The sequence below is a fragment of the Flavobacterium cheonanense genome (assembly GCF_039539185.1).
In the GTDB taxonomy this organism is placed as follows: domain Bacteria; phylum Bacteroidota; class Bacteroidia; order Flavobacteriales; family Flavobacteriaceae; genus Flavobacterium; species Flavobacterium cheonanense.
In genome coordinates, this window is record NZ_BAABCT010000010.1 from 1 (window position 1) to 12239 (window position 12239).

A 12239-nucleotide genomic window follows, 5' to 3' on the forward strand; every position below is an offset into this window, starting at 1 on the left:
CTGTACTTCCACAAGCATCTGTTGCTGTTGCTGTTGCAAAACTTGGTGTCGCTGGACAAGAAATTGTACTTGGCGCTGGTAAAGCTGCAATAACTGGAGCTGTTGTATCTGTTACATTGATAGTTTGTGATGCTGTTGATGCGTTGCCACAAGCGTCTGTTGCTGTCCAAGTTCTAGTTACTGAGTAACTTCCTGCACATGCTCCGTTTGTAGTAACATCATTGAATGTTAATGTGAATGCACTTCCACAAGCGTCTGTAGCTGTTGCTGTTGCAAAACTTGGTGTCGCTGGACAAGAAATTGTACTTGGCGCTGGTAATGCTGCAATAACTGGTGCTGTTGTATCTGTTACATTGATAGTTATTGTTGCTGTATCACAATTAGACGCATTGGCATTTTCACAAATTTTATAAGTAAAAGTATAAGTACCTGCAGCAATACCACTAGTAACTGTAATATTTCCTGAACTATCAAAAGATATATTAGGATTACTTCCTGTTAACAAAGTAAATGTTACTAAGTTTGAAGGAACTGGAACATTATTTAATAAATCGTTAGAAATTACATTTCCAATCAATCCAGTTGTAGTACAATTTATATTAGAGTAATTATCATTTATTGCGTCAATTACTCCACATTTGCTAATTATAAAAGGGAAGAAACAACCAGAAGTATTGGGTGGAACTGCATAATAAGTAACAGTTGATCCAGATACTAATGGAAATGGATTACTTGCTGTATATTGAATTGCAGATTGAGTAACAGGATATTGATTATAAAATAATGATCCTATTGGAAAATTTGGTGCTATTTGAGAAACTGCAACTGTTGTACTTGAATTACAGAAATTGAAATTTCTAACTATTGGCGTATTCTGACAGTTAGTATTTACGTAATTGGTAGCATTAATATCAACATTTAAAGGTTGACTTACTGGTTCGCCTAGACAACTTCCATTCTGAGAATAACCTTTAATAAATTGTTTATCGTTAAAACTAACACCTGTTATTCCACCTACACCTGAAGATGATCCGTTAACAGAAATTGGCGCTAAACAATTAGGATTACTTAAGATTGAACAATCAGTGGTTGCTCTTAATTTAAAAGATAAAGCTCCTAACAATGTATTTGGGTCTGCAGGTAAAGGTAATGTACCGAAATCCCAAACAATAGAACCAGTAGCTCCTAAACTTGGATTAAATGTAATTGTGTTAGGAGTAGGTAATGGTGTAAAGAAAATACTTCCAACAGCACTTCCTGCAACATAAGTTGCATTAAATGGTATTGGAATTACTAATTTATAATTATTTATGGGTTCAGTTCCTAGATTTTTAATTGTTACATTAAAAGTCATTTCTTGACCTGGCAAAACGGTATAAGGAGGAGATGAAACAGGAACATTATTAATTGCTGTAGTTGATAAAACATTTTCAACATCAGGTATATAGGCATCTACCGACATTACAGCAGCAAAAATCACATAAGTATCTTGTGTTGTTCCATATCTAAATCTTGTGCTTGTTTGATTGTTAGTCATAACAGCATTACCAGCATTAGGAATATTAAAAACGCTAATATCTAATCCAGTATTATTGAGCAAATTTGGATTTCGAGTATTTCCACCAGTAACAATTGATGAATTGAAAAAATTATCAATTGCATTTCCTGAATGATTTAAAGTAACCCAGTTAGTGTTTGTATGATTTCTTATTTGAAAATAATCTCCAGAAATACCTCTATCACCTTCACCAGCCATTAAACCTAATTTCATATTAACTGGTCCAGATTGAACTGTATTAAATCCTGAAACTGGAATTTCAAAATCAGCAGTAACACTTCCGGCAACATAGGCATGTCCATCAAAAATAGTAACGTCTCTATATTTCATTTTAGAGTTTTCATAAACTACTACCAAACTCCAACCTCCGTAAAAACCAGTTCCACCACCATTACCCTCAACTAAAGCGATATCGGCAGCAAAATAGTTTCCTAATCCATTATTTCTAACATAATCTGTTACCTCAGCATAAGCAGAATACATGTATCCATCAGATGTTGTTGGATAATAAATATCTGAAGCAGCTGCAGTAAACTGAGTATAAGTTGATGACTGAGGTCCTTTTAAGGAAATCACTCTTTTATTAAATGTTTTGGTAACATTATTTTTAGTAACCGTAAAAATATCATTACTAGGATTACTATTAGAAGATCTACCTGTCCAATATAATCCAGCATAAATAATTCTCGAACATGAAGGCAATGCTCCATTTTCAGTTGATAATGTTAAATTTGCTGAAGATGAATTGAATGTATTTGAATCTCCATCGACATCAACATAAACCATAGGATTATCATTGGTGCCATCATTACTATAACTTTGAAGCGTCAAGTTGGTATTTCCAACCATTGCAAAATCTCCTTTAATATTATAAACACTTCTTGAAGGAGAATACTGTGATGTTCTCTGTGTAAATGGCACTCTTAACTGTGCATTTGCTGAAAACACAACTCCAAATAAAAGTACTATTTGAAGAAAGTAAAAATAAATTTGCTTTTTTGTATTTTGGGTTGAGTATAAATTTTTCATAATAAGATATTTATTTTTTTTCAAAAAGTAACTTTAAGATATTTTTTCAACGCTAAAGAAAACAACGCATTTAGGATTACAATTCTTAATCAATCTTGTCAACTGAGAAGCCTGCATATCAAAATTTAATTTAATATGTATATACTTTACATTTTTATAATTACAAATAGTTGTAAGATCAATAGGACCCGTAATTTCAGAAGCTCTTCCTATTTTAATAGTCACTAATTGAATATCGTTTGTTGGTAGGTCAGGTCTATCGGCAATACTTAGCGATGTAAGATCTGTATACATACATACAGGTATTTGACCATAAGTTCTTACTTGGCCATTACTTAGATATAATGAAGAATTTGAATTATTCAATAAACCAAGTACATTGTTATACTCAGTTGAAGAGTATCTTGTACTTGAGTTTGACAAAGAATTCAAAAAAGCATCCTTAGTAATAATTTGAGCTCTTTGATTTGATGCTTGAGAAAATCCATTTGATAATGAAAACATCATCATGATTAGTGCAAAAGCAATTTTGGTATTTCTCACAATACTTATTGATTGCAAAAAAGATGTTTCTGTTGGCTGAATTAAATCTTTGTTTCTCATAATATTATATTTTAAATATTTGTAATTAAAATATAGCATTACATAAATTCAAAACTTAATTTGAATACTTATGAGGTTAAGTTTATTTAATCTTAATTTTCGGGGCAAAAAACCAAGATTTACTTATGTTATATTTTAAAAATTTTGTTTTTTTTATTGTTATAAATTAAAAAGACAATTTTTAAAGAGTTCACTTTATTTAAGTCGAATTAATTCTACAACAAACTTAAATTATAAGTTTTCTACAAAAAATTAAAAACGTTGAAAAGTGTTTAAAAATCGTTGATTAGCATAAAATGCTCAACATTCGTTAATTTTTTCTTTAAAATACAACTGAATCAAAAACAAAAAAATATTAACCAATTGAATTACAGTAACTTATATTTAATCAATAAAAATCAACTTACAAAATTAGATTTAAGAATAAAGAAATTTACATCGTTTAACAAAAACCTATTTTGAGTTTACAAACTTAGCTTCTAAGTATTTAAAATTTATACGTAGAAATACGTGTTTTTCGTTTTTAACATAAAGTGTAGTTCTACATTCTACAATTTCAAAAGTCAAATACTCTTAAACTTTGTATCTTTGCAAATAATTTTTATAAAATGAGAATAGATATTATCACTTTATTACCTGAATTACTTAGAAGTCCATTTGAAGCATCCATTATGAAGCGTGCTATTGATAAAGAATTAGTAGAAGTACATTTCCATAATTTGAGAGACTACACTACTAATAAACAGAAATCAGTTGATGATTATCCTTTTGGAGGAGGTGCTGGAATGGTGATGATGATTCAACCTATTGATGCTTGCATAACCCATTTGAAAAGTGAAAGAACTTATGATGAAATCATATATATGTCTCCTGATGGTGAAACTTTAAATCAAAAGATGGCAAATACCGCATCGATGTATGAAAATATAATAATTTTATGTGGACATTATAAAGGAGTCGACCAACGAGTAAGAGACCATTTTATTACTAAAGAAATTTCTATTGGTGATTATGTTTTAAGTGGTGGTGAGATTGGTGCAATTGTATTTTGTGATGCAATAATTCGTTTAATACCGGGAGTTTTATCTGACGAAACTTCAGCACTGACAGATAGTTTTCAAGACGGACTTCTATCAGGACCTATATATACTAGACCTGCAGACTATAAAGGATGGAAAGTTCCTGAAGTTTTAACTAGTGGCCACTTCGCCAAAATTGACAAATGGAGAGAAGATATGGCTTTTGAACATACAAAAAATAGACGCCCAGATTTGTTGGATTAAATTCCAAATTTTGAAATCCCAAATTCCAAGTTTGAAAATATTGGAATTTGGGATTTGATTATTGAAATTTTATTTATACTTTTGCACCCACATTTGACCAACCTCTGGCGAAAACCGTGAATGTTGCTCAGATTTTAAACCATAATTAGCATTAAAAATGGCAAATTTAGTAGATTTCGTTAATAACGAATTATCAACAAAAAAAGATTTCCCTGCGTTTGGAGCTGGTGATACAATCACAGTTTACTACGAAATTAAAGAGGGTGAAAAAACAAGAACTCAGTTTTTTAAAGGAGTTGTTATTCAAAGAAAAGGAGCTGGTATCACTGAAACTTTTACAATCCGTAAAATGTCAGGTGCAGTTGGTGTAGAGCGTATCTTCCCAGTTAACATGCCTGCTTTACAAAAAATTGAATTGAACCAAAGAGGTAAAGTTAGAAGAGCTCGTATCTACTACTTTAGAGAACTTACTGGTAAAAAAGCAAAAATCAAAGAAAGAAGAAGATAATTCTAAACTTTCAATCAATAAAAAAAGCTTCGATAATATCGAGGCTTTTTTTATGCAAAAAAAACAACTCTAAATTATCAAATTCATAATTTAAGTTCGTTAAAATATCAAATTCATAAATCAATCGATTTCGTAGCTCAACTATAATAAAATTAACTACTTATTCTTATATTTGTTACCGCGAATTTTTATATAAACAAACAACAATACATTATACATTATGGCAAAAATTAAAGTAGCCAATCCAGTAGTTGAATTGGATGGCGACGAAATGACACGAATTATTTGGAGTTTCATTAAAGAACAACTAATCCTTCCTTATCTTGATTTAGATATCAAATATTACGATTTAGGAATTGAAAGCAGAGAAGCAACGAAAGACCAAATTACAATTGACTCTGCAGAAGCAATTAAAAAATATAATGTTGGTATTAAATGTGCTACTATTACTCCAGATGAAGAGCGCGTAAAAGAATTCAACCTTTCTGAAATGTGGAAATCTCCAAACGGAACTATTAGAAATATCGTTGGTGGAACTGTTTTCCGTGAACCAATTATTATGAGCAATGTACCAAGATACGTTCAAGGTTGGACTAAACCAATTGTTATTGGTCGTCACGCTTTTGGTGATCAATACAAAGCAACTGATAAAGTTATCAAAGGAAAAGGAACATTAACCATGTCTTTTACAAATGAAGCTGGTGAAACTACTGAGTGGAAAGTTTATGACTTTAAAGGTGATGGTGTAGCAATGTCTATGTATAATACTGATGAAAGTATTTACGGATTTGCTCATTCATCTTTTCAAATGGCTTTGACTAAAAAATGGCCTTTATATCTTTCAACAAAAAATACAATTTTGAAAGCTTATGATGGAAGATTTAAAGATATTTTTGAGGAAGTATACCAACAGCATTACAAAGCTGATTTTGAAGCTAACGGAATGACCTACGAACACAGACTTATCGACGACATGGTAGCATCAGCAATGAAATGGAATGGTGGATTTGTTTGGGCTTGTAAAAACTATGATGGAGACGTTCAATCGGATACTGTTGCACAAGGATTTGGTTCATTAGGATTAATGACTTCTGTATTAGTAACTCCAGATGGAAAAACAGTTGAAGCAGAAGCAGCACACGGAACAGTAACTCGTCATTATCGTCAACACCAACAAGGAAAAGCTACTTCAACAAACCCAATTGCATCTATCTTTGCTTGGACAAGAGGTTTAGAACACAGAGGTAAATTAGACGGAAACCAAGAGTTAATTAATTTCTGCAACAAGCTTGAAGAAGTTTGTGTAGAAACTGTTGAAAGCGGTAAAATGACTAAAGATTTAGCTATGTTAGTAAAACCAGAGGGATTAACTTCTGCAGATTACTTAACTACAGAAAATTTCTTAGCAGCTATTAAAGAAAATTTAGATAAAAAATTAGCATAATTTTCTAAATTAGAAATAAAAAAGACGACCAATAGGTCGTCTTTTTTATTTATTCTCCTTCTCTTCTTCTAAACCTTTTTTCTTATATACTTTTATGGTTGCGCGATAACCTTCATTCAATCCCCAAAACTGTTCTGTTATCATTTTACCATTTCCATCAACAAATGAAAATTGACCTGTATTTGGAAAAGACAAACCTATATTGAGTGCTTCAATTTGAATTACATTTAAACCTTCCTTCAAAACATAATCATATCGTTGGTAACCGGACTCTAAATCAATTACTCTAGTTACTATTTCACCATTCAACCAAATCCTAACTAAATCTCCATCGATGGCACTATAATCTCTTGCAGATATCTTAATTTCATTTGTATAAACTGTATATTCTCCAAGAAAAATATCGCTGTTTAGAATTTCTCTTGAAATTCCTTCTTGAGCCATCTTAGCCTGTACTTTTTCTGTGTAAATTTCAGAAGTACTTCTCACTTCATAGGTTTTTGGCGTTTCTACCTCACCAACTTTAGGTAATTTAGGCAAACTTCTCAATAATATGTCATCCTCCTTTTTAAAATATTGACTTTCAAATTTTATTTCTGGAGTAACTGTAGTTGGAGGAGTTTCTGGCAAAATAGCTTTCTTCTTTTTAGCTTTGTCTGGCATCGCACTAATATTTACCTTTCTTTTAGTTTGCTCAAATTGCGCATGAGAACTAAAAGAAAAACAAAATAAAAATACTACAAAAAAAACAATCCTTACCATATCTAATTAAAGTGTAAATATATTCAAAAAAGAAATACCCTTTTTTAATTATTAACCATACATTAACATTCGTTACGCAACAACAAGTCTAATAAATTATCAAATTTGCAAAACTAAATCAAAGACTATGCCTTTCAATAGATTATTGACAATATTTCTGTTTATTCTAACCTCAATGTCAAGTTTTTCGCAAGAAAAGTTCACCATCAGTGGAACCATTTCAGATAAAAAAAATAATGAAACTTTAATAGGTGTAAACGTTATTGTAAAAGGAACCAAATCTTTCGCAATTACAAATGAATATGGCTTTTACTCACTTACACTTCCCAAAGGTGATTATGAAATAAGTATTAGTTATATGAGCTATGAAACTATCGACGAAAAAATTTCATTAAACCAAAACATCAAAAAAAATTACAGTTTAATTGAAAGTGGCGAATTGTTACAAGAAGTCGTTATAAAAGAAAAAGTTGGTACAAATACTAGAAAACCTGAAATGAGTGTCAAAAAACTATCCATTCAAGAAGTTAAAGAAATGCCTGTTATTTTGGGTGAAGTAGATGTCTTAAAATCTATTCTTACACTACCAGGTGTTACTAATGCCGGAGAAGGTCAATCAGGTTTTAACGTTCGTGGTGGTGGCGCAGATCAAAACCTAATTCAATTAGATGAAGCAACAATTTACAATTCTTCTCACCTGTTCGGCTTGTTTTCTGTATTTAATCCAGATGCCATAAAAGATCTAAAATTATATAAAGGAGGAATACCCGCACGCTACGGCGGACGGTTGTCGTCAGTACTTGATATCTACCAAAAAGAAGGCAACAAAAATAAATTTCACATGAATGGTGGTATTGGTTTAATTTCTAGTCGATTATTAGGCGAAGGCCCTATAGATAAAGGTAAAGGATCATTCTTAGTCGCTGGTCGTGCCTCTTATGCTCATTTGTTTTTACAACTAGCAGATAATCCAAATTCAGCAAGTTTCTACGATTTAAACACCAAGATAAGTTACCGTTTAGACAACAAAAATAGTGTTTTCCTATCAGGGTATTTTGGCAGAGATGTTTTTCAACTTAATGAAAGTTTCGATAATACTTACGGAAATACTGTAATTAATTTGCGTTGGAATCACTTGTTTTCTGATAAACTATTTTCCAACCTTTCTATGATTTATTCTGATTATTATTATGGCTTAACTTTAGACTTTATAGGATTAGATTGGAATAGTGGCATCAAAAATTACAACTTGAAATACGATTTTAAGCACTATTTAAATGACAAGTTAAAATTAACTTACGGAATGCATACTAATTTTTACGAGTTCAATCCAGGTACTATTAATCCTTCCAACAACGAATCAACAATAAATTCAGATCAACTGGAGCGTAAATATGCGCTAGAAAATGCACTTTATTTAGATGCTGAACACAAGATAAGTGATAAAATTTCATTATCATATGGTCTTAGATGGAGTACTTTTTGGCGATTAGGACAACAAACGATGAATGTATATGAAAATGATCAACCTGTAGTGTTTAATCCAAGTTTTCAGATTTACGAAAAAGCGAAGCCGATAGGAACCGTTAGCTATGATAAAAACGAAACAATTGCCTACTTTAATAATTTCGAACCTCGTTTTTCAATGGCTTACATCTTAAATGAAAATCAATCAATCAAGGCCAGTTATAATAGAATGTCGCAATATTTACACTTAGTATCTAATACACAATCGCCTACTCCACTAGATGTTTGGTCACCAAGCGATCAATATTTTAAACCTCAACTATTAGATCAAATAGCTCTGGGTTATTTTAGAAATAGTATAGACGACAAATACACTTTTGAGGTTGAAACTTTTTTCAAAAAAATAAAAAATAGAGTAGACTATATTGATGGGGCAAACCTAATTGCAAATGATGCTTTGGAGCAAGTTATATTAAATGGAAGAGCTAGAGCATACGGTGTTGAATTTTATACGAGAAAAAATAAAGGTGTTTTTACAGGTTGGATCTCTTATACAATATCAAGAACAGAACAACAAGTAGTAGGAAGAACACCAATAGAAACAGGAATTAACAATGGTAATTGGTACAAAACCGGATTTGATAAAACTCACAATCTTTCTGTTGTAGGTAATTACAAATTAAATACTAAATGGAGGTTCGGAGCAAACTTTACACTTCAAACAGGACAACCTGTTACTTTTCCAAATGGTCAATATGTTTATGAAGGAATTGCTATTCCGAGTTTTACAGGAAGAAATGAAGAAAATTTACCTGCTTACCATAGAATTGATGTTTCTGCAACATTAACACCAAGGAAAAACGATAACCGTAACTGGAAATCGGAGTGGGTTTTTGGAATTTATAATTTATATAACAGACAAAACGCAGCAGCAATTACCTTCAGGCAAAATGCCGATACTGCTAGAAATGAAGCAAGTCGTTTAACCATTTTCGGAATTGTACCAAGTGTAACTTATAACATTAAATTTTAAGCTATGAAAAAATATATAACCCTAGTTCTAATTTCAATACTATTTATTTCTTGTGAAGAAGTTATTGATGTAGATTTAGAAACTGCCGAACCGAGGCTAGTGGTAGAAGCAACTATAAATTGGTTTTCAACAACCGACGGAAGTTTTCAAAAAATAAAGTTATCTACAACTACTGACTATTTTGCTAATGAAATTCCTGCAGTTACAGATGCAATTGTAACTATTTCAAATACATCGGGTCAGGTATTTAATTTTATTCAAAATGTAATTCCCGGAACATACGAATGTACTAATTTCGTTCCGGTAGTGGGCGAAAGCTATACGTTAAGAGTAGTTTACAAAGGTGAAATTTATACTTCAACAGATGTTTTATATGACACGCCACTAATAACTAATGTTGAACAGAAGAACGATGCAGGTTTCTTGGGTGAAGAAACAGAATTGAAGTTTTTTTACAACGATTTTCAAAATCAAACTAACTTCTATTTTTCAAAACTCGAAAATCCTAATACTTTGATTCCGTCGTTTAGCGTTGCCGAAGATCGATTTACTCAAAATAATGAAATGTTTGAATTGTATTTTCTTGAAGATTTAAACCCTGGCGATGTGGTAAAATTTTCGATTAACGGAGTTTCGAACAATTTTTATAACTACATGAATATTCTACTTGCACAAACAGGATCAAATAATGGCGGCCCTTTTTCCACACCATCTTCAACTATTCGCGGAAATTTGGTTAATCAAACAAACTTTAGTAATTATGCACTAGGTTATTTCCGTTTGAGTAAAACAGAAACCATAGAGTATACAATACAATAATTAGCAAGTAAAATGTCTTCACATCATATTGTTCGCGACGATCAAGAACCAGCACTAATCATTGCAAATGGTGCTTCGTGCAGTTTTGAGTTATTAGGACAATTACTTGAATGGTCGCCAATAGTTGTAGTTTTAGACAATGCCATTGACAGAGTTTTACAATTAGATATTAAAATTGATGTACTTTTAGGAGATTTTGACGATGATTTTAATCCCGAAATTTATAACGAAAAACAGTTTCCACTTGAAATTGTTCACACACCAAATCAAGACAAAACCGACTTAGAAAAAGCGTTTGATTATTTAATTGAAAAAGGTCACAAAGCTGTCAACGTAGTTTGGGCAACCGGAAAACGTGCCGATCATACTATTACAAATATCACAAATATTGTTAGTTATAGAAACAAATTAAAAATTGTAATTCTTGACGACCATTCTAAAGTGTTTTTATTACCTAATAAATTTGAAAAATGGTACACTAAAAATACGCCAATTTCTTTAATTCCAATTGGAAAAGTAAGCGGAATTACAACTCAAAATCTATTCTATCCTTTAAATAATGAAGAACTTACCATTGGATATCGAACAGGAAGCAGCAACCATGTAACCGAAGATGGAATTGTAAAAATCGAACATTCTGATGGCGATTTACTATTAATGGAATGTTTTGACTAAATCACTTGTTTTATGCATTCATTTTCATATATTTGATATAGAGAAATGACAAAATGAAGAACAAAACAATCCCAGAAAAAACTACATTACATCCAAGAAATCAACATAGATTTAGATACGATTTTGAAAAATTAATTTACAATTATCCTATTTTAAAAAATTATATTTTCGTCAATGAACACGATGTCGACCCGAGCAAAAGCGAACAGGCGAAGCAAACAATTGATTTTGCAAATCCTGAAGCGGTAAAGGCATTAAACAAAGCTATATTAATTTCCAATTACGGAATTGAATATTGGGAAATTCCTAAAAACTATTTGTGTCCGCCAATTCCAGGAAGAGCCGATTATATTCACTATTTAGCAGATTTATTAGCAGATTCAAATAACAAAATTATTCCCGAAGGTGAAAATGTAATTGGCTTAGATGTTGGCATTGGTGCAAATTGTATTTATCCTATAATTGGAAATCATGAATACCAATGGAGTTTTGTTGGAACTGATATCGATGAAAATGCACTTCAAAATTGCAAAAAAATCATTGCAAAAAATCCACATTTGATTGAAGCAATAAGTCTTCAATTACAAGTGGAACCTAGATTTATTTTCAAAAATATTATCCTTCCAGAAGATAAATTTGCTTTTACAATCTGCAATCCGCCATTTCATGCATCGCAAGACGAAGCAACTAAAGCTTCTTTGAGAAAAGTAAATAATTTGGAAGAAGTTAAATCTTCAAAACCAGTTCTGAATTTTGGTGGTCAAAATGCCGAACTTTGGTGCACTGGTGGTGAAATTGGATTCATAACTCAAATGATTTACGAAAGCGTAAAATATCCGTTGCAAGTATTTTGGTTCACTACTTTAGTTTCCAAAAAAGACAATTTACGAAGCATTTATAAAACCTTAAATAAAGTTGGAGCAGTAGAAATTAAAACCATTGATATGGCTCAAGGACAAAAAATAAGCCGTTTTGTAGCATGGACTTTCTTAAGCGAAAAGCAACAGAAAGAATGGAAGTTTTCTGCTGAATAACTATCAAACTTTGTAACTTTGCTC

At 31.5% G+C, this 12239-nt stretch carries 10 protein-coding genes; 7 read left to right on the plus strand and 3 right to left on the minus strand.

What is annotated here, in order from left to right; all coding sequences use genetic code 11:
• Both ABD766_RS13765 and ABD766_RS13770 read right to left on the minus strand, forming a co-directional pair.
• On the minus strand, positions 1-2587 hold a 2587-nt coding region (locus tag ABD766_RS13765), incomplete at its 3' end, for an HYR-like domain-containing protein (RefSeq protein ID WP_344817219.1).
• Positions 2588-2620: 33 nt separating this feature from the next.
• On the minus strand, positions 2621-3190 hold the full coding sequence (locus ABD766_RS13770; RefSeq protein WP_344817221.1) for a hypothetical protein: 570 nt from the start codon (positions 3188-3190) through the stop codon (positions 2621-2623).
• Positions 3191-3798: 608 nt separating this feature from the next.
• Between ABD766_RS13770 and trmD the strand changes: the two genes are divergently transcribed.
• The 3 genes from trmD to ABD766_RS13785 all read left to right on the plus strand — a co-directional run bounded on the left by trmD (position 3799) and on the right by ABD766_RS13785 (position 6425).
• The gene (gene trmD / locus ABD766_RS13775) at positions 3799-4473 is read left to right on the plus strand and encodes a tRNA (guanosine(37)-N1)-methyltransferase TrmD (RefSeq protein ID WP_344817222.1); all 675 of its coding nucleotides are present in this window, start codon (positions 3799-3801) and stop codon (positions 4471-4473) included.
• 157 nt (positions 4474-4630) lie between these two features.
• Positions 4631-4981: a 50S ribosomal protein L19 gene (gene rplS, locus ABD766_RS13780; protein ID WP_298307332.1), complete on the plus strand. Its 351-nt coding sequence runs from the start codon at positions 4631-4633 to the stop codon at positions 4979-4981.
• A 220-nt stretch (positions 4982-5201) separates the two neighbouring features.
• Positions 5202-6425, plus strand: coding sequence for an NADP-dependent isocitrate dehydrogenase (locus ABD766_RS13785; RefSeq protein ID WP_298307329.1), 1224 nt, complete (start codon positions 5202-5204; stop codon positions 6423-6425).
• Positions 6426-6470: 45 nt separating this feature from the next.
• Here ABD766_RS13785 and ABD766_RS13790 read toward each other — a convergent pair whose 3' ends face one another.
• Positions 6471-7088, minus strand: a complete 618-nt coding sequence (locus ABD766_RS13790) for a hypothetical protein (protein ID WP_298307326.1) — start codon at positions 7086-7088, stop codon at positions 6471-6473.
• A 226-nt stretch (positions 7089-7314) separates the two neighbouring features.
• On the opposite strand from ABD766_RS13790, the gene ABD766_RS13795 reads away from it, so the two are divergent.
• The 4 genes from ABD766_RS13795 to rlmF are packed head-to-tail and all read left to right on the plus strand — an operon-like array spanning position 7315 to position 12215.
• The gene (locus ABD766_RS13795) at positions 7315-9687 is read left to right on the plus strand and encodes a TonB-dependent receptor (RefSeq protein WP_344817223.1); all 2373 of its coding nucleotides are present in this window, start codon (positions 7315-7317) and stop codon (positions 9685-9687) included.
• A gap of 3 nt (positions 9688-9690) precedes the next feature.
• Positions 9691-10506, plus strand: a complete 816-nt coding sequence (locus ABD766_RS13800) for a DUF4249 family protein (RefSeq protein WP_344817224.1) — start codon at positions 9691-9693, stop codon at positions 10504-10506.
• 12 nt (positions 10507-10518) lie between these two features.
• Positions 10519-11181, plus strand: a complete 663-nt coding sequence (locus ABD766_RS13805) for a thiamine diphosphokinase (protein WP_344817225.1) — start codon at positions 10519-10521, stop codon at positions 11179-11181.
• 53 nt (positions 11182-11234) lie between these two features.
• Complete coding sequence (rlmF, locus tag ABD766_RS13810) at positions 11235-12215, plus strand: 23S rRNA (adenine(1618)-N(6))-methyltransferase RlmF (RefSeq protein ID WP_344817226.1); 981 nt, start codon at positions 11235-11237, stop codon at positions 12213-12215.
• Positions 12216-12239 lie beyond the last annotated feature (24 nt).

Excerpts from the sequence above, each read along its gene's own strand:
- ABD766_RS13770 (WP_344817221.1), bottom strand. The coding sequence starts at position 3,190 with ATGAGAAACAAAGATTTAATTCAGCCAACAGAAACATCTTTTTTGCAA.
- trmD (WP_344817222.1), top strand. The coding sequence starts at position 3,799 with ATGAGAATAGATATTATCACTTTATTACCTGAATTACTTAGAAGTCCA.
- rplS (WP_298307332.1), top strand. The coding sequence starts at position 4,631 with ATGGCAAATTTAGTAGATTTCGTTAATAACGAATTATCAACAAAAAAA.
- ABD766_RS13785 (WP_298307329.1), top strand. The coding sequence starts at position 5,202 with ATGGCAAAAATTAAAGTAGCCAATCCAGTAGTTGAATTGGATGGCGAC.
- ABD766_RS13790 (WP_298307326.1), bottom strand. The coding sequence starts at position 7,088 with ATGCCAGACAAAGCTAAAAAGAAGAAAGCTATTTTGCCAGAAACTCCT.
- ABD766_RS13795 (WP_344817223.1), top strand. The coding sequence starts at position 7,315 with ATGCCTTTCAATAGATTATTGACAATATTTCTGTTTATTCTAACCTCA.
- ABD766_RS13800 (WP_344817224.1), top strand. The coding sequence starts at position 9,691 with ATGAAAAAATATATAACCCTAGTTCTAATTTCAATACTATTTATTTCT.
- ABD766_RS13805 (WP_344817225.1), top strand. The coding sequence starts at position 10,519 with ATGTCTTCACATCATATTGTTCGCGACGATCAAGAACCAGCACTAATC.
- rlmF (WP_344817226.1), top strand. The coding sequence starts at position 11,235 with ATGAAGAACAAAACAATCCCAGAAAAAACTACATTACATCCAAGAAAT.